Below are 16638 nucleotides of genomic sequence, written 5' to 3' on the forward strand. Positions count from 1 at the left end.
CCGCGAGTCTCCACCGAACGGTGGAGCCTCCGCAGCGTTTTCACGTACCCGGGCCGGGTAAGCGGCGGGCGAAGGCCCGGGAAGCCGGGAGTGTCCGGAATGATGGATTTCGCCGACAACGTTGCGTAATCAGGCGACTACAGAGCATGATGGTGGCGGCGACAGGGCCACACGTCGTCCGTGCCTCCTTGGGGAAGGAACGGGCCGGACGACCGGGGGGGAATTCACGGCTGGTCGCACGAGGTCGGTAGGTACTGCAAGGGGGGACGTGTACACATGGGCATGATCACTGACTGGCCGTCACTGGCGGCGTGTCAGAACGGGGACCCGGACGCGTTGTTCGTACAGGGCGCCGAACAGAACGTGGCGAAGAGGATCTGCCGGAGCTGCCCAGTTCGGTACGAGTGCCTGGCCGACGCGCTCGACAACCGGATCGAGTTCGGGGTGTGGGGTGGCATGACCGAACGCGAACGCCGGGCGCTGCTGCGCCGGCACCCGCAGGTGACGAGCTGGCGCAAGATGTTCGAGGCCGCGATGAAGAAGAACGCCAAGGACAAGACCGGCAAGGACAAGGTCCTGGTCACCGCCGCCGGCTGACGCCGGTCACGGCCGGCTGATCGCCGCGCCGATCGTCCGCAGCCCGTCGACGTCGTGCACGTCGGCGGGCTGCGCCGTCACCGACACCGCCGGCACCGTCGGGAACGCCTCGGTGAACCGGGTCGCCACCTGCTGTTCGCGGACCGCCTGCTGGGCCAGCGCGGCGTGCGCCCGCAGCACGTCGACGGTCGCGTCGTGCCCGCCCAGCTCCGCCAGCCGCCCCGCGGCGGCGACGCTCTCGGCCGCGCCCAGGTCGGGCACCGCCGGCCGGTGCACCCGGTTGAGCACCAGGCCGGCCAGCGGCATCCGCTCCTCGCGCAGCCGGCCGGCGAAGTAGGCCGCCTCCCGGACCGCGTCCGGCTCGGGCGCCGCGACCAGCAGGAAGGCCGTCTCCCGGGCCTGCAGGATGCGGTACGTCTGCTCCGCCCGCTGCCGGAAGCCGCCGAACATCGAGTCCAGCGCGGCGACGAAGCCGGAGAGGTCGGTGAGCAGCTGCGCGCCGAGCACCTTCTGCACCACCTTGGAGAACATCCCGAAGCTGGCGGTGACGAGGCTGAACATGCTCCGCCCCCCGCTGCGCGCCGGTGCCAGCAGCAGCCGCAGCATCCGCCCGTCGAGGAAGCGGGAGAGCCGGGCCGGGGCGTCCAGGAAGTCCAGCGCGGAGCGGGACGGCGGGGTGTCCACCACGATCAGGTCCCACTCGCCGCGGGCGTGCAGCTGACCCAGCTTCTCCATCGCCATGTACTCCTGTGTGCCGGCGAAGGTCGAGCTCATGGCCTGGTAGAAGGGGTTGGCGAAGATCTCCGCCGCCTTCGCCGGATCGGTGTGCTGGAGCACCACGTCGTCGAAGGTGCGCTTCATGTCCAGCATCATGGCGTGCAGCTCGCCGCCGCTGGCCTCGACGTCGAGCCCCTTGACCTGGCGGGGTGTGTTGTCCAGCTCGGTCAGGCCGAGCGACTGGGCCAGCCGGCGGGCCGGGTCGATGGTGAGCACCACCGTCCGCCGGCCGTGCCGCTCGGCCGCCCGCAGGGCGAGCGCGGCGGCCGTGGTCGTCTTACCCACACCGCCGGCGCCGCAGCACACGACGATCCGCACGCCGGGATCGGCGAGGATCTGGTCGACGTCCAGCCGTGGCGCCGCGTCTTCGGAAGGCACCAATCGAGCGTATCGGGCCGGTGGGGTCCGTGCGCCCGTGCCGAGGTCAGGTGTGAGTCAATCCGCCCGGCCGAGGAGTTCGGCGAGTCGATCCAGCCCGGCCCGGTCCACCCCGTCGGGCAGCAGCGGCAGCTCGGTCAGGGGCAGCCCCAGCTCCACCAGGTCCGTCCGGAGGGAGTCCTCCAGCTCGCGCCGGATCTGCTGGTCCCGTGCCTCGCCGGCCAGCCCTGCCACGGTGGCCCGGTCGGCCGGCAGCCCGGCGGCGAGCAGCCCCCGCTTCAGCTCGGCCTGGGTGACCTCACGCCCGGCCGGCACCGGCGGCCGGGCGCCGTTGACGATCACCCGCCCCACCGGGAAGCCCAGCTGGGTCAGCTCCGCGATCGCGTCGACCGTCTCCTGGACCGGCATCTCCTCCAGCAGCGTGACCACGTGCACCGCGGTCATCGGGGAGCGCAGCAGCGCGGCGACCCCCTCGCTCTGGGTCTTGATCGGGCCGACCTTGGCCAGTCGGGCGGTCTCCGCGGTGACGTTGAGGAAGCGGCCGATCCGCCCGGTCGGCGGCGCGTCCAGCACCACCGCGTCGTACGCCCGGCGCTGGCCGGTGGTGCGGGTGGTCGCCTCCTTCACCTTGCCGGTGAGCAGCACGTCCCGCAGCCCCGGCGCGATGGTGGTGGCGAAGTCGATGGCGCCGAGCTTGCGCAGCGCCCGGCCGGCCGCCCCGAGCTTGTAGAACATGTCGAGGTACTCCAGCAGGGCCTCCTCGGCGTCCACCGCCAGGGCCCGTACCTCGCCGCCACCCGGAGCGTCGGTGAGGTGCCGCTCCTCGTACGGCAGCGGGTCGGTGCCGAAGAGCTGGGCGATGCCCTGCCGCCCCTCGACCTCGACCAGCAGGGTGCGCCGGCCGCCCTCGGCCAGGGCCAGCGCCAGGGCCGCCGCGACGCTGGTCTTGCCGGTGCCGCCCTTGCCGGTGACCACGTGCAGGCGGGCCGGCCATCCGGTGGAGGCCGGGTCGGCCGGCCGCTCTGCTGCTCGCACCCGTCGAGCCTATCCACCCGGCGGCGTCAGGCCACCTCGCAGACCCACCAACCCGTCTTCCGTACGACGGTGAAGCGCAGCGCCTGCTCGGCGACCTTCTCGTCGGCGGTGGTCATGGTGACCTTGGTGGTGACGGTGGCCCGGTCCCCGGTCTGGTTGTCCACCTTCGGGCTGGCCCAGCGGAAGCGCGGGTTGGCGTAGCCGGCGGCGTACCTGCGCACCTCGGCCACCTTGGCGTCCAGCTTCTCCTGGTCGCGGGCGTCCGAGCAGACGTGGTCGGCCGCCTTCTTCGCGTCCTGGTCCCGGTAGACGGCGGTGAGGAAGTTGTCCACCGCGACCGCCGGCTCCTTGGCGCCCTCGCCGTCCTCGGTGTTGCGCAGGGCCAGGAAGGCGGCCGTTCCGCCCCCGCCGCAGAGCAGCAGAGCGCCGGCCAGCACGAGCGAGGCGATGAGCAGGCCGCGCCGACGCCGGGCCACCGGCGCCTGGTACGCGGGGTAGGCGGGCGGGGGCGGTGGGATGGCGCCCGGCCCGGGCTCGTCGGGGGTGGTGTCGCCCGGCGCGGGGGTGGCCGGCGATCCGGTCGCTCCGTCGTTCGGCGGTTGGGTCATCTGGTCCCCCGGGGGATGGGCGTCCTCGCCGCCGCTGGGCGTGGAAGAGGGTGCGGGCGCGGCGGGCGACGTCGCTCGCCCGTCCGAGGCAGAAGGGTAGCGGTCGATGGGTCCTTCCGTGGCGCACCGTTCACGAGCCGTGGGCCCGCGTCGTCACGTTACTGACGAGGCATGTGTCGCATATGTGACTTGAGGTGATCAACCATGCGCGTCCCGTTGTGGCCGTCTGGGCTGCGGTCCTACGTTCGTGCCGGCGGGGGAGCGGGTCGGGCGGTGGGTCCGGTCCGGACGGCGGTCAGTTCATGGTTTGAGGCCCGGAGGCAGTACATGCGCGACGCGGACAACATCGCTCGAGCCCAGTTCCCGCCCGGCGACCGGGCGGGCCGGCTCGCCGACCGGGGGGACGCGGACGGGCCGCTCGGCGGTCTCCCGATCAACGAGCGGTCGTACCGCCGGTGCGCCGAGCCGAACGAGGTGCTGCGCATCCTCAACCGCACGGGCGGGCGGGACGAGGACGAGCCCGGCTACGTCATCCACCTGCCGATCCGGGTGGCCGACCTGTCGGCGGCCACCGCGCTGGCCGGCACGGTGGCGGTCTCGCTGGGCTTCCTGCCCGAGCTGGACGCCGGGGAGACCACCGTCTCGACCGTCGACGACCAGAACAACCGGCACCGCGTCTTCTGCGACCTGCTGCTGCCCGACAAGTCCCGCTGCCCCCAGCCGTACGACCACGAAGGCCCGTGCGGGGAGGTGCCGACCGCCCCCGAGCAGCGTCCCGCGCCCCGGCCGACGCCCAAACCGTAGGCTGTGCCTGGAAACCAGTCCACGCCAGGCAAGGGAGCCTTCCACCGATGCAGAAGTGGGAATACGCCACGGTCCCGCTGCTGGTCCACGCGACCAAGCAGATCCTCGACAACTGGGGCGAGGACGGCTGGGAGTTGGTCGCCGTGGTCCCCGGCCCGAACCCGGACCAGCTGGTCGCCTACCTGAAGCGTCCGAAGGGCTGACGGGCATGAGCAACGGGCCTCACGCCAAGCTGGCGGAACTCGGGCTGGCCCTGCCCGAGGTCGTGCCGCCGGTGGCCAGTTACGTGCCGGCGGTGCAGTCCGGCCAGCACGTCTACGTCTCCGGCCAGCTGCCGATCGCCGAGGGCAAGCTGCTCGCCACCGGCAAGGTCGGCGCCGGCGTCTCCGCCGAGCAGGCCAAGGACCTCGCCGAGCGGTGCGCGCTGAACGCCCTCGCGGCGGTCGACGCCCTGGTCGGTCTGGAGAACGTCGTCAAGATCGTGAAGCTGACCGGCTTCGTCGCGAGCGCGTCCGGGTTCACCGGCCAGCCCGGCGTGATCAACGGCGCCTCGGACCTCTTCGGCGCGGTCTTCGGCGAGGCCGGCCGGCACGCCCGCTCCGCCGTCGGCGTCGCCGAGCTGCCGCTCGACGCCCCGGTCGAGGTCGAGGTCATCGTCGAGGTCGCCTGACCGCACCGCACCGCACCGCCCTCTCCCCGCGATCCTGCGGTTCCGTGGCCGCTGAAAGCCGCGAACGGCCACAAACCATCGGCCGAAGGTGCAAGATCGCGGGGAGTGGCGGGCGGGGTCGTACGATCGCAGCCATGGGCGGGCATGTGACGGGGCCGGTGGCCGCGCTCGCGGACGGGCTGCCCGGCTGGGTGACCCTGTTGCGGGCGCCCAACCCCGGGCCGATGACGCTGGACGGGACGAACACCTGGGTGCTGCGTGCCGCCCCGGGCGCGCCCGCCGTGGTGGTCGACCCCGGGCCGGCGGACGAGGGCCACCTGGGTCGGATCGCCGCGCACGGCCCGGTCGGCTCGGTGCTGATCACCCACGGGCACCCCGACCACACCGAGGGCGCCGCCCGCCTCGCCGACCTGCTCGACGGGGCCGCCGTGCGGGCCGCCGACCCGGCGCACACCATCGGCGCCGCGCCGCTGACCCCGGACGCCCCGGTGGAGGCCGCCGGCTTCACCGTCCGCCTGGTGCCGACCCCCGGGCACACCGCCGACTCGGTCTGCTTCCTCGCCGAACACGGCGACGAGCGGGTCGTGCTCACCGGCGACACCATCCTCGGCCGGGGCACCACCGTGGTCGCCCACCCCGACGGGCACCTCGGCGACTACCTCGCCAGCCTCGAACTGCTCTCCGCGTACCGGGGGATCCCGGCGCTGCCCGGGCACGGCCCGGCACTGGCCGACTGCGGCGCGGCGGCGGAGTTCTACCTGGCCCACCGGCGGGCCCGGCTCGACCAGGTCCGCGCGGCGGTCGAGGCCGGCGCGACCACCGCGCCCGAGGTGGTCGCCCGGGTCTACGCCGACGTCGACCGGTCGCTGTGGTGGGCCGCCGAATGGTCGGTCCGGGCCCAACTGGAGTACCTCGGGGTCGCCCCCCGGGAATCCGGCACCGGGGTCACGGAGTTGGAGCAACCGTGACCTGCCCCGTGTGCGGCACCGTCGCCGTGCCCGGCGCCCGCTTCTGCCACAACTGCGGCGCCGCGCTGCCGGCCGCCGCGACCCTGCCCGCCGCCGAGCGGCGGGTCGTCACCGTGCTCTTCGGCGACCTGTCCGACTTCACCTCCTGGTCGGAGGACCTGGACCCGGAACGGGTCGGCGCGGTCACCGACCGGGTCCTCGCCGCGCTCGCCGGAGCGGTCAAGACCTTCGGCGGCCACGTCGACAAGCTCACCGGCGACGGCATCATGGCGGTCTTCGGCGCGCCGGTCGCGCACGAGGACGACGCCGAACGGGCGGTCCGCGCCGCACTGTCCATGCAGCGGGCGGTCCGCCGGGTGCTCGACGACGAGCGGGGCGGCGGCGCGCCGCTCGGCCTGCGGGTCGGCCTGAACACCGGCGACGTGATCGCCGGCATCCAGGCGGCAATCGAGTACACCGTCATCGGCGACACGGTGAACACCGCCGCCCGGCTCGCCGACGCCGCCGCCGTCGGCGCGGTCTACGGCGGCGCACGCACCTCCGCCGCCACCCGGCACGTCGCCTCCTGGCGGGCGCTGCGCCCGTTGCGGCTCAAGGGCAAGCGCGAGCCGGTCGAGGCGTACGAGCTGCTGGGGCTCCTGGACGCCCCGGGCACCCGCTCGGGCCTCGGCGACGAGGCGCCGTTCGTCGGCCGGGAGACCGAGATCGGCCGGGTCGCCGGCCGGCTCGCCGAGGTGATCGACCGGAGCGAGCCCCGGGTGCTGCTGATGACCGCCGAGGCGGGGATCGGCAAGTCCCGCTTCGCCGCCGAGGTGGAACGCCTCGCCGCCGGCTACGACGTCGGTGCCGGCCGGTACGCCGCACACACCGGCGCCCGGGTGCTCTCCGTCCGCTGCGCCGCCTTCGGCGAGCGGCGCCGGCTCGCCCCGCTGGCCGACCTGGTCCGGGCCGCGGTCGGCCTGCCCAACGACACGTCCACCGCGCTCACCCGCCCGGCCGTCGAGGAGCGGCTGCGCCGGCTCGGCCAGCGACTCGGCCGGCAGGGCGGCACCCCGCTCGCCACCGACCAACTGCTGGCCCTCCTCGGGTACGCCGAGCTGCCCGGCGGGCACGGCAGCGCCACCGACAACGGGGAGTGGACCGCCGGCGGCGCGCCCGCCGACGCCGAGGCAGTGCCGAACGCGGTCGCCGGCCTGCTCAGCGCCCTGGCCACCGAGGCGCCGCTGGTGATCGTCGTGGACGACCTGCACGACGCCACCGCCGAGACCATCAGCGCGCTCGGGCTGACGCTGTCCCGGCTCACCGGCCCGGCGCTGGTGCTGCTGCTCGGCCGGCCGGAGCTGGTGCGCACCGCGGGGGCGCTGACCCGGGTCGCCGACGCCGAGGTGCACGCGCTGCCCCCGCTGCGCGGTGCCGACGCCGCCCGGCTGCTCACCACCTACCTCGGCGGCGGCCGGCTGCCGCAGGCCGACGCCGACCGGCTCCTCGCCACCGCCCAGGGCAACCCGTTCTACCTGGCCGAGCTGGTCACGCTGCTGATGGAGCGGGGCGCGCTCACCGCGGTCGCCGAGCGGAGCGCCGGCAGCCCCGGCGGCTGGCGGCTGGCGCCCGGCTCGCTGGGCAGCCGGCTGCTCTCCCGCGACCTGGCCGCCGTGCTCGCCGCCCGCATCGACGCGCTGCCGGCGGACGCCCGCTCGGTGCTGCGGGACGCCGCCGTGGTCGGCGACACCGTGCCGACCGGCACCCTGGAGGCGCTCCGCGAACTGCGCGTCGGGCGGGACGGCCGGCCCGCCGCGGTGGCCGCGGTCGAGCTGGAGCGGGCCGTCGACGAGCTGCTGCAACGCCGCATGCTGCACCGCACCCGCACCGGGTACGCCTTCGCCACCCCGCTCATGCGGGAGGCCGCGTACGCCGGGGTGAGCAAGGCCGAGCTGGCCGAGCGGCACGCCGCGCTGGCCCGGTGGGCGGCCCCGGTGCCGGACAGCCGGGTCACCCCGCCGGGCGGCTTCACCGACCCGGCCCGGGACGACTTCGTCGCCGAGCACGTCGAGCGGGCCGCCGTGCTCGCCGACGCGGTCAAGCTCCGGCCGGACGCGCCGGCCCGTACGGTCACCCCGCTGGGCGTGGCCGCGCTGGGCCGGGCCGTCCGCCGGTCGATGCACGCCGGCGAGCCGGCCCTCGCCGTCGAGTACGCCGAACGCGCCGCCGAGCTGGCCCGGGACGGGGTGCCCGCCGCCGACCGGGTGGTGCACGCCCGGGCCCTGCTCCAGGTGGGCCGCCCCGCCGACGCGCTCGCCTTCGCCGAGAAGATCGCGGCCAACGCCGGCGACGACGCGGCCACCCGGACGAGCGCGCTCCTGCTCGCCGGGCAGGCCCACCAGACCCTCGGCGACCAGGCCCGGGCGGCGACCTGCTGGCAGGAGGCGTTGCAGGTGGCCACCGCCGGCGGGCTGCCGACGCTGCGCGCCTCGGCGATGCGCCGACTCGGGATGGCCGACTTCGTCGCCGGCCGGCTCGGCCAGGCAAGCAGCCGCCTCGCCGCGTCGTACCAGGTCAGCCTCGCCGCGCAGGACCGGCGGGGGCAGGCCTGGTCGTTGCAGAACCTGGCCTGGGTGACCACCACCCGGGGCGATTTCGCCGGCACCGACGCGGTGCTCGGCCGGGCCGCCCGGCTCTTCGCCGAGCTGAAGGACCCGTACGGGCGGGCCTGGCTGCGCGGCACCACCGCGTTCGCCCGGCTGCTCGCCGGCCGGCTGAACGAGGCGTGCCGGCTGGCGAACGTCTTCCTGCCCTTCGGCGAACGGGTCGGCGAGGCGTGGGCGGTCGGCACGCTGCGCGCGGTCGAGGCGTTCGCCGGCGCCGAGCTGGGCGAGATCGCCGAGGCGGACCGGTCGGCCCGCCGGGCGTACCGGGACTTCGCCGAGGTCTCCGACGACTGGGGGCGCGGCTTCGCCCTGGTGGTCCGGGGTGTGGTGGCGCGTGGCCTGGGCGAGCCGGAGCACGCCGCCGACCTGCTCACCGACGCCCTCGCGTACGCCGAGCGCACCTCGCACCCGCTGCTCACCGGGATGGCCGGCACGCTGCGCGGCTTCGTCGCGCTCGACATGGGCGACTGCGAGACCGCCGAGCGGGACGCCCGGGCGGTGCTGACGGCCGTCGAACCGCACAACCCGCAGGCGCCGGCCCAGGTCGCGCCCCGGGTGCTGCTGGCGACCGCCCGGCTCGCCGCCGGCGACTCGGCCACCGCGGTCGGGCTGCTCGCCCCGGTGGCCACCACCGCCGCGAACGCCCCGACGCTGCTCTTCTCCCGCCGCCAGACGATGGCCCGGTACGCCTCCGCCCTGCTCGCGCACGGCCAGCGGGAGCAGGCGCTGGACTGGGCCCGGCGGGCCGTCGCCGCCCCCGCCGAGGACGTGCGCAGCCAGGTGATCGGGGCGAGGGTGCTGGCCGAGGCGCTGGCCGCCTGCGGTCGGCCCGTCGAGGCGCTGGCCTGCGCCGAGGAGGCGGTCCGCCTGGCGTACGCGACCGAGCAGCGCAGCGAACGCGCCGCCGCCGACGCCCTCCGCGCCCGCCTCTCCACCGGAACCTGACCCCGCCCCCGGCCCGCGCTTGAGCGCGGGGGGTGGTGAGGGAGGGAGGTCTGGCGGTTTCGGGGATGTGCGCGTCGGTGGGGGCGGTTAGCGTGTCCTTCCACGCGGTCGGGTGACCGACCGCGCCCTGGGGGTGGGGAGGACAGATGAGGCTGCCGCGTTCCGGCGCCGGCTGGACGATCGCGGTCTTCGGCGTGCTGGCGCTCCTGCTCGGCGCGCTCGGGTTGGTCTGGCCCGAGGCGCAGTTGCGGATGCTCGGCTTCGAGGTGCCCGCGCGGCGGGCGGCCGGCGACTACACCGGCACGTTCCTCACCGCCTCCTCGATGGCCTCGTTCAACATGGGCGTCTACTACCTGCTGGCGGTCGCCACCGAGTGGCGGGCCTTCTACCGGTTCACCGTCGTCTTCCGGCTGGTCACCTTCACCGTCTTCACCCTGATCGTGCTGGCCGACGTCGCGCCGGACCGCTTCCTCGGCGTCGCTGCGTGGGAGGGGCTGGGGGCGGTCGCCACCGCCGTCGGCCTGCGCTGGGACGCCCGCCGGGCGGTCGCGCCGACATCCGTCGATGGCCCGGACGGCGTCGAGCCGGGTGCCGGTGAGAGCGCCGGTCCCGCACCGGCCGCCGGTACGGTCCGCTGAGCGCTCCGGCGGGACGGGTATTTTCAGAGCTGTGACCGAGACCCCGCCCGGCGCCCTCCGGCTGCCCATCGTGCCCGGTCTGACTGATTTGCAGGTGTTCGCCCGGGGTGGCTACGCGACCGTCTACCGGGCCACGCAGATCTCAGTGGGGCGCGAGGTCGCCGTCAAGGTGGAGAACCGCACGCTGGACAGCGAGCGGGACCAGGCCCGGTTCCTCCGGGAGGCGCGCGCCGCCGGGAAGATGTCGTCCCACCCGCACGTGGTGGACCTCTTCGACGTCGGGGTCACCGTCGACCAGCACCCTTATCTGATCATGGAGCTCTGCGACGGCTCGTACGCCGAGCGGATGCGGACCTCGCCGCTCGGCCCGGCGGAGACCCGCGACCTCGGCATCAAGATCGCCGACGCGCTGGCCCACTCCCACGCGGCCGGGGTGCTGCACCGCGACGTCAAGCCGGCCAACATCCTGCACTCGCACTTCAACCCGGCGGTGCTGGCCGACTTCGGGCTGGCGGTGCTGGCCGAGGTGCGCGACGCCTCGGTCACCCTGGAGGTGCTCACCCCGGCGTACGCCCCGCCGGAGATGTTCAGTCACAGCCCGCCCTCGCCGGCCGTCGACGTGTACGCGCTCTGCGCCACCCTCTACGCGGTGATGCACGGACGCCCGCCCCGCTGGCAGTCGGAGCGGAACCCGAGCCTGGTCACCGTGCTGGAGATGTTCAACCAGCCCATCCCGGAGCTGCCCGGGGTGCCGACCGAACTGGTCGACGTGCTGCGCGCCGGGATGTCCAACGACCCGGGCGCGCGTCCCTCCGCGCTCGAGCTGCGGGACCTGCTCACCGCGCTGCCGCTCGGCGCCGTCCCGTCGTCCCCGGTCAGCGGGGCGCCGGTGAGCGGAGCGCCGATCTCCGGGGGCCCCTCCGGGCCGTACACCGTGGACCGGTCCGGCCCGCCGCGGCCGGTGCCCGAGGACGCCCACCCGACGGTGCCGCACGGGCGACGCCGCCGGCGGCGGTGGTTCCTCGGCGGCGCCGGGGTCCTCGCCCTGGCCGCCTCGGCCAGCGCCGGTGCCTGGGTCGCCGGCAATGCCGCGTCCGTGGCCGCCCCCACGCCGACGCCGACGGCCACCGGATCCGCCTCGCCGGCCGCGTGGGGCTCGCTGCCGGGCTGCCTCGCCGGCTCGTCCACGCTGACCCTGCCCCCCGGGGCGCACTGCGCGTCGGGGCTGGAGTGCTTCGGGCCGGTGCGGTTGCGCGGCGACCGGGCCGTGGCGCCGCAGGTGTCCTGCGACGGCCGGCACACCTGGGAGACCTATGTGGAGGGTGAGCTGCCTCCCGCGCTGGTCGGCGCGGGGCACGCCGCGATCAGCGCGGACCCGACCGTCCGCCGGGTCTGCAACGCGCGGATTTTCCGGCTCACCAGCGGGTTGGCCTACCCCACCGGCTGGAACCTGGAGGTCCTGCCGCCGAGCGGCACGGACACCGGCCGGACGTACCGCTGCCTGGCCGGCAAGGGGGTGGACGCGCTCGCCTCGCCCACCCTCATCGGTCCCTGAGGTCGTCCAGCTCCTCCAGTTTCGCGCGGACGGCCGCGCTGTCCAGGGCGTCGAGGGTGTCCGCGTCGAGCACCGGGGGGCCGGCGTCCGGCGGCCCCGGCGGGGTGGCGCCCGTCGAGGGCTGCTCGCGCAGGGCGGCCACGGCGGTGCCGGCGACCGTGGCCAGCAGCACGCAGAGCAGCGCCAGCCCCACCGTCAGGATGTTGGCGGGGTGCCGCACGAGCAGGGTCACCAGCACCGCGACGGCGGCGAGCGACGCGACCGCCGCCACGGCGCGCGGGTCCGGCCTGAGGATTCGTCCCACCCGACAAGCATCTCCGGGTGGGACGCGCTGTCAATCCGCGCACCGGTGGGTCGCGGCGGCGGATCCGCCGGCCACCCGGTGCGATGATCCGATCACCTCGTCCGAAGGAGGAACGCCGATGCGCCGCACGTCCCGGATCGTCGTCGCACTGCTGGTGTCGGGCCCGCTCGGCGCCTGCGGGTCGGGCTCGTCGCCGGAGGAGGCACGCCCCTCCGTGCTGGTCACCACCTCCGCCGCCGCACCCTCGCCGCCGCCGGCGACCCGATCGGCGGCGCGGGTCTCCCTCGCCGAGGCCCTGTCCCGCTACGTGACCGCCAGCTACGGCGGCGACCACCGGTACGTCGGCGACTGCGCCGGCGCCCGGCCGGACCCGCGGGGCGTCTGCTCGCTGGAGAAGGCCACCGTGGACGCCGGCACCGTGTACGCCGTCGGCGCGCCATTCAGCGAGATCGACGCCTTCCTGCTGCTGCGTGCGGACGCCGCCGGTTGGCGGGTGGTCGACGACCACGTGCCGCCGGAGTCGGGCGGGTCGACGGCCGGGCCGGAGCCGGACTGGTTCGAGGAGGTCGGCTCCTGAGTGGCGGAAGGATGCCAAACAGCGTCGACAATGAAAATTTCGTTACATCGTCCGGATAATTGGTCCCTTTGATGGCGTTTCGCCGGGCCGCGATCATTGTCTGCCGCCCCTAGGGTGACGAAGGTCGAGGGTCACCTCGACAGTCCCCGTCCTCCACCGGAAGGCAGCACATGCCACGTACTTCCCGGTCCCTGGCCGCGGCAGGTATCGCCGGCCTCTTCCTCGCCGGATCGGCGATCGCGCCCGCAACCGCGTCGCCCGTCACCACCGGCTGGGGTCGACCCACCACATCGGACCGCACCAGTCCCGCCGAAGCCCGGCGGGTCGACCGCGTGCCCACGCCCAAGCTCGACTGGTACGCCTGCTACGGCTACGCCGAGTGCGCGACCACCCGGTTGCCGCTGGACTACGACCAGCCCAAGGGGGCCACCACCGAGATCGCGTTGCTCCGGGTCAAGGCCCGCGACCAGCAGAGCCGGATCGGCAGTCTCTTCCTCAACCCGGGCGGCCCGGGCGGCTCCGGCACCGACATCGCGCTCGCCGCGCCGTACTTCCTCTCCGATGAACTGCTGGACCGCTTCGACATCGTCGGCATCGACCCGCGCGGCGTCGCCGCCAGCGACAACGTCAAATGCTTCCCGTCGGTCAAGGACCAGACCAGGGCGTACGCCGGGCTGAACGTGGCGTTCCCGTGGACGAAGGCCGAGGAGAAGGCGTACATCGACTCGTCGAAGGCGGTCGGTCGGGCCTGCTCCACCACCGGCAAGCCGCTGACCGGGGCGATGTCCACCGCCGAGGTCGCCCGGGACATGGAGGTGCTGCGCCGGGCGGTGGGCGACAAGAAGCTCAGCTACCTCGGCTTCAGCTACGGCAGCGCGCTCGGCCAGTACTACGCCAACATGTTCCCGGACCGGTTCCGCGCGCTGGTCGTCGACGGGGTGCTCGACCCGAACGCCTGGGTCGGCCAGGGCAAGGCCCGCGGCGACCTCCAGGAGACCCGGCTGCGCAGCGCCGACGGCGCGTACCAGGCGCTGCGCGAGATCCTGCTCCGCTGCGACAAGGCCGGCGAGGAGAAGTGCTCCCTGGCGGCCGGCGACCCGGTCGCCTCGTACGAGTTGGTGGCGCAGCGGCTGCGCAAGAAGCCGGTGGTGATCGACGACCCGGACGGGGGCTCGTTCACCGTCAGCTACGCCGACTTCGTCGGCGCCAGCCTCAGCTCCCTCTACAGCCCGTACGGCTACGCCGACATCGCCTCGATCACCGCCGACCTGCTGGTGCTCACCGATCCGGGATCGGCCACCGCGGCCCGCCTGGCGCAGGCCCGCACGGCCGTCGCCAAGCGCGCCGAGCAGGCCCGGCAGCAGCGCCGGTACGACTTCCCGTACAACAACGGGCTGGAGACGTTCCTCGGTGTCGACTGCACCGACGCGTACCACCCGAAGGACGCGGGTGCCTGGCCGGCGCTGACGGCCAAGGAGGACAAGCGGGCCCCGTACTTCGGGCGGGCCTGGGGCTGGAGCGCCGCGCCGTGCGCCCGGGACACCTGGACGGTGCGCGACGAGGACGCCTACACCGGTCCGTTCAACCGGAAGACCAGCGCCCCGGTGCTGGTGGTCGGCAACTACTGGGACCCGGCCACCAACTACGACGCGGCGGTCAGCTCGGCGAAGCTGCTGCCGAACAGCCGGCTGCTCAGCAGCGACAGCTGGGGGCACACCGCCTACGGGACGTCCGCCTGCGTGACCGGCGCCGTCGACGCCTACCTGCTCAAGGGCACGTTGCCGAAGAAGGGCACCCTCTGCACCGGTGACGTGCAGCCCTTCGTCGAGGTACCGGCCGAGCCGGAGACGTCGCGGGCCGCCGCGCCGAAGAGCGCGCTGGCCGCCGAGGGCGAGCCGGCCCGGGGCGAGCCGAAGCGGCTGCCGCCGGTCGTCGCGCCGCGGCCCGCCGTGGGCACGCTGACGCTGCGCTGACGGTGCGCTGAAGGACGCCGGGGTACGGCGGGCGCTCGGGTCGCCTGTCGTACCCCGGTCACTTTCCACGCCGTTCCGATGACCACCGAAGTGGTGGGAAACCGCTACTGTCGGTGTCCCGCAGGCCGTGTCCGTCAGCGAGGTAGTTCGATGAACGACAGCTCCTCCCCGAGGTTCCGCTCGGTCGCGACCACGCTGGCCGTGGCGCTGACCCTGACGCTGGCCGCCGCGGCCGGGTGCGACAACCGGCAGGATCCGCCGCTCCCCTCGGTGCTGGACAAGTTGCGCGAGTCGCACATCGACGGCCAGCCGAAGATCAGGATCGGGGTGGCGGCCACCGAGCCGCTGATGGGCGAGCTGCGCAACGGCACCTACGTCGGCTTCGACGTCGAGATCGCCCGGTACATCGCCGCCTCGCTGGGCTACGAGGGCGACCAGCGGATCGACTTCGTCTCGCTGGCCACCGAGGACCGCATTCCGGCCCTCCAAGGAGGTGTGGTCGACCTGGTGGTCTCCAGCTTCTCGATCACCGAGGAGCGCAAGAAGCAGGTCGGCTTCGCCGGGCCGTACTTCGTCACCACCCAGGAGGTGATGGTCCCGAACCGGTTGAAGGACAAGATCCGCACCATCGAGGACCTCCGCGACCCGGCGTACAAGATCTGCACCAGTGGCGGCTCCACCACCGAGGCCGAGCTGGAGAAACACCAGGTCAAGGCGTTGGTGGTGAAGCGGGTCGGCGACTGCGTCAACGGCATCCGCGAGGGGCGGTACGACGCGGTCAGCTCCGACGAGACCATCCTCGCCGGCTTCCTCTCCCAGTACCCGACCGAGTTCGAGATCGTCGACATGCCGTTCGGCACCAGCGAGACGCTCGGCATCGGGGTGCCGATCGGCGACCCGGCCCTGCGCGACCTGGTCGCCTTCTTCCTCGACAAGAGCTACCAGCAGGGGCGCAGCGGGATCAGCAGTCCCTGGCTGACCGCGTACAACCGGACGCTGGGGCCCTGGATGAAGGCGCCGAAGTCACAGCCGCAGCCGCTGGACGTACCCAAGCTGGTCGACTTCGACGACAAGGCGCCCCGGCGGTGAGCGCCCCGGCGGTGCCCGCCCAGCGTGACGTGGGCCCCGCCGGGCCGGCGCGGGAGGGGAGTGACCCGGCCGAGCGGCGGGCCCGGGCCAGCCAGTCGTTCTGGACGGCGGTGGTCGGCGTGCCGGCGATCTTCTCCGTGCTCCGGCTCGGCGTCGAGGCCGGCGGCGAACTCCAGACCACCCTGCTCCTGGTGGCGAACGTCGGCCCGGTGAACCTGCTGGCCGGCTTCCTCACCACGGCCGCCCGCCTGCTCTCGACGGGCCTGGTCGCGGTCTTCGCGCTCGGCGCGGTGCTCCGGGTGAGCGTGGAGCGGATGCCGGCCAGCTTCCGCCGGCCGCTCTTCGCCCGCTGGGTGGACATCACCCCGGCCTGGTTCGTGGTCGCCAGCTTCCTGCTCGCCCTGGTGACCTGGCAGCTGCTCTACCTGCCGCTGCTGATCCCGGCGTTCGTCGCCGCGTTCCAGCTCACCCCGGCCCGGCTGCACGAGCAGGTCGCGCCCCGGCTGCTGCTCCTCGCCGCCCTGTTCGTCGGGTACGCCTGGCTGCTCGCGCCGACCCTGCGGGACGCCTGGCGACAGGGGGAGCTGCTGGCCCTGCTGTTGCTCGTCGCGCCGCCGCTGCTCGCGCTCGGCGTCACCGGTCCGCTGCCGGCGGCGGTGATCCGGCCACTGGCGTCGCTGACCGAGGCGGCCGTGCTCGCCATGCTGGTCTGGGCCGCCCTGCCGGTGATCAGCACGCCGGTGCTGCCGCTCACCGTCACCACCGTGGAGTCGACGCCCGGCGTCACCGAGGACGTCCGCGGGCACGTGGTGACCGTGGACGACGTGAACGTGGTGCTGCTCCAGGAGCGCGGCGGCGTCCGTTACGTGCCGGTGGACCAGGTGCGCGCCCAGGTGCTCTGCCCCAGCGAGGAGGAGCTGCCCCGGCACCGGCTGCGCATCCGCGACTTCCACGTCGAGGACTCGCTGCTGGAGGGGACGGGCCGGCGGGTGCGCCCGGTGCACCGCATCGACGCCGCCTGCCGCGCCGTGGGCTGAGCCGACCCGGGGCGGTGTCACCACGGGTACAACCGGCC

The 16638-nt window shown here is 74.4% G+C and carries 16 protein-coding genes; 12 read left to right on the plus strand and 4 right to left on the minus strand.

Annotation, left to right across the window (positions count from 1 at the left end; all coding sequences use genetic code 11):
* Positions 1-276: 276 nt before the first annotated feature.
* Entirely contained in the window at positions 277-597 is a 321-nt protein-coding gene (locus FHX75_RS18080; RefSeq protein ID WP_088959889.1) for a WhiB family transcriptional regulator, read from the plus strand.
* 6 nt (positions 598-603) lie between these two features.
* On the opposite strand, the gene bagB is transcribed toward FHX75_RS18080, so the two are convergent.
* The 3 genes from bagB to FHX75_RS18095 are packed head-to-tail and all read right to left on the minus strand — an operon-like array spanning position 604 to position 3395.
* Positions 604-1755 (minus strand): ArsA family ATPase, encoded by a 1152-nt coding sequence (gene bagB, locus FHX75_RS18085; protein ID WP_170285399.1) that lies wholly within the window; start codon positions 1753-1755, stop codon positions 604-606.
* A gap of 54 nt (positions 1756-1809) precedes the next feature.
* Positions 1810-2787, minus strand: coding sequence for an ATPase BagA (gene bagA / locus FHX75_RS18090; RefSeq protein WP_154941319.1), 978 nt, complete (start codon positions 2785-2787; stop codon positions 1810-1812).
* 26 nt (positions 2788-2813) lie between these two features.
* Positions 2814-3395, minus strand: a complete 582-nt coding sequence (locus FHX75_RS18095) for an Rv0361 family membrane protein (protein WP_154941320.1) — start codon at positions 3393-3395, stop codon at positions 2814-2816.
* Between the two features lie 327 nt (positions 3396-3722).
* Between FHX75_RS18095 and FHX75_RS18100 the strand changes: the two genes are divergently transcribed.
* From FHX75_RS18100 to FHX75_RS18125, 7 genes are all read left to right on the plus strand, one after another.
* Positions 3723-4199 (plus strand): hypothetical protein, encoded by a 477-nt coding sequence (locus FHX75_RS18100; RefSeq protein ID WP_154941321.1) that lies wholly within the window; start codon positions 3723-3725, stop codon positions 4197-4199.
* Between the two features lie 47 nt (positions 4200-4246).
* On the plus strand, positions 4247-4402 hold the full coding sequence (sp36, locus tag FHX75_RS30865) for a Sp36 family protein (RefSeq protein WP_088959894.1): 156 nt from the start codon (positions 4247-4249) through the stop codon (positions 4400-4402).
* Positions 4403-4407: 5 nt separating this feature from the next.
* Positions 4408-4869, plus strand: coding sequence for a RidA family protein (locus FHX75_RS18105; RefSeq protein WP_154941322.1), 462 nt, complete (start codon positions 4408-4410; stop codon positions 4867-4869).
* Between the two features lie 134 nt (positions 4870-5003).
* Complete coding sequence (locus FHX75_RS18110) at positions 5004-5837, plus strand: MBL fold metallo-hydrolase (protein WP_154941323.1); 834 nt, start codon at positions 5004-5006, stop codon at positions 5835-5837.
* Positions 5834-9427, plus strand: coding sequence for an adenylate/guanylate cyclase domain-containing protein (locus FHX75_RS18115; protein WP_154941324.1), 3594 nt, complete (start codon positions 5834-5836; stop codon positions 9425-9427). Before FHX75_RS18110 ends, FHX75_RS18115 begins: the two co-directional genes overlap by 4 nt.
* 146 nt (positions 9428-9573) lie before the next feature.
* A complete protein-coding gene (locus FHX75_RS18120; protein WP_246158172.1) occupies positions 9574-10065 on the plus strand; it encodes a hypothetical protein in 492 nt (163 codons plus the stop codon).
* A 31-nt stretch (positions 10066-10096) separates the two neighbouring features.
* Positions 10097-11620, plus strand: coding sequence for a serine/threonine-protein kinase (locus FHX75_RS18125; RefSeq protein ID WP_154941325.1), 1524 nt, complete (start codon positions 10097-10099; stop codon positions 11618-11620).
* On the opposite strand, the gene FHX75_RS18130 is transcribed toward FHX75_RS18125, so the two are convergent.
* Positions 11607-11924, minus strand: a complete 318-nt coding sequence (locus tag FHX75_RS18130; RefSeq protein ID WP_154941326.1) for a hypothetical protein — start codon at positions 11922-11924, stop codon at positions 11607-11609. The two genes, FHX75_RS18125 and FHX75_RS18130, sit on opposite strands and share 14 nt — an antisense overlap.
* A gap of 118 nt (positions 11925-12042) precedes the next feature.
* Between FHX75_RS18130 and FHX75_RS18135 the strand changes: the two genes are divergently transcribed.
* The 4 genes from FHX75_RS18135 (at position 12043) to FHX75_RS30870 (ending at position 16600) form a co-directional block, all read left to right on the plus strand.
* Entirely contained in the window at positions 12043-12501 is a 459-nt protein-coding gene (locus FHX75_RS18135; protein ID WP_154941327.1) for a hypothetical protein, read from the plus strand.
* Between the two features lie 170 nt (positions 12502-12671).
* Positions 12672-14474, plus strand: coding sequence for an alpha/beta hydrolase (locus tag FHX75_RS18140; protein WP_154941328.1), 1803 nt, complete (start codon positions 12672-12674; stop codon positions 14472-14474).
* A 150-nt stretch (positions 14475-14624) separates the two neighbouring features.
* Positions 14625-15563, plus strand: coding sequence for a transporter substrate-binding domain-containing protein (locus FHX75_RS18145; protein ID WP_154941329.1), 939 nt, complete (start codon positions 14625-14627; stop codon positions 15561-15563).
* Positions 15560-16600: a hypothetical protein gene (locus FHX75_RS30870; protein WP_088959903.1), complete on the plus strand. Its 1041-nt coding sequence runs from the start codon at positions 15560-15562 to the stop codon at positions 16598-16600. The genes FHX75_RS18145 and FHX75_RS30870 overlap by 4 nt, the downstream gene beginning before the upstream one ends.
* Positions 16601-16638 lie beyond the last annotated feature (38 nt).

This window comes from Micromonospora palomenae (assembly GCF_007829925.1).
Taxonomy (GTDB): Bacteria; Actinomycetota; Actinomycetes; order Mycobacteriales; family Micromonosporaceae; genus Micromonospora; species Micromonospora purpureochromogenes.

Bases quoted from the DNA above. Each gene is read 5' to 3' on its own strand.
- FHX75_RS18135 (WP_154941327.1), top strand. From the start codon at position 12,043: ATGCGCCGCACGTCCCGGATCGTCGTCGCACTGCTGGTGTCGGGCCCG.
- FHX75_RS18140 (WP_154941328.1), top strand. From the start codon at position 12,672: ATGCCACGTACTTCCCGGTCCCTGGCCGCGGCAGGTATCGCCGGCCTC.
- sp36 (WP_088959894.1), top strand. From the start codon at position 4,247: ATGCAGAAGTGGGAATACGCCACGGTCCCGCTGCTGGTCCACGCGACC.
- FHX75_RS18105 (WP_154941322.1), top strand. From the start codon at position 4,408: ATGAGCAACGGGCCTCACGCCAAGCTGGCGGAACTCGGGCTGGCCCTG.
- FHX75_RS18080 (WP_088959889.1), top strand. From the start codon at position 277: ATGGGCATGATCACTGACTGGCCGTCACTGGCGGCGTGTCAGAACGGG.
- FHX75_RS18145 (WP_154941329.1), top strand. From the start codon at position 14,625: ATGAACGACAGCTCCTCCCCGAGGTTCCGCTCGGTCGCGACCACGCTG.
- FHX75_RS18110 (WP_154941323.1), top strand. From the start codon at position 5,004: ATGGGCGGGCATGTGACGGGGCCGGTGGCCGCGCTCGCGGACGGGCTG.
- FHX75_RS18095 (WP_154941320.1), bottom strand. From the start codon at position 3,395: ATGACCCAACCGCCGAACGACGGAGCGACCGGATCGCCGGCCACCCCC.
- FHX75_RS18120 (WP_246158172.1), top strand. From the start codon at position 9,574: ATGAGGCTGCCGCGTTCCGGCGCCGGCTGGACGATCGCGGTCTTCGGC.
- FHX75_RS18100 (WP_154941321.1), top strand. From the start codon at position 3,723: ATGCGCGACGCGGACAACATCGCTCGAGCCCAGTTCCCGCCCGGCGAC.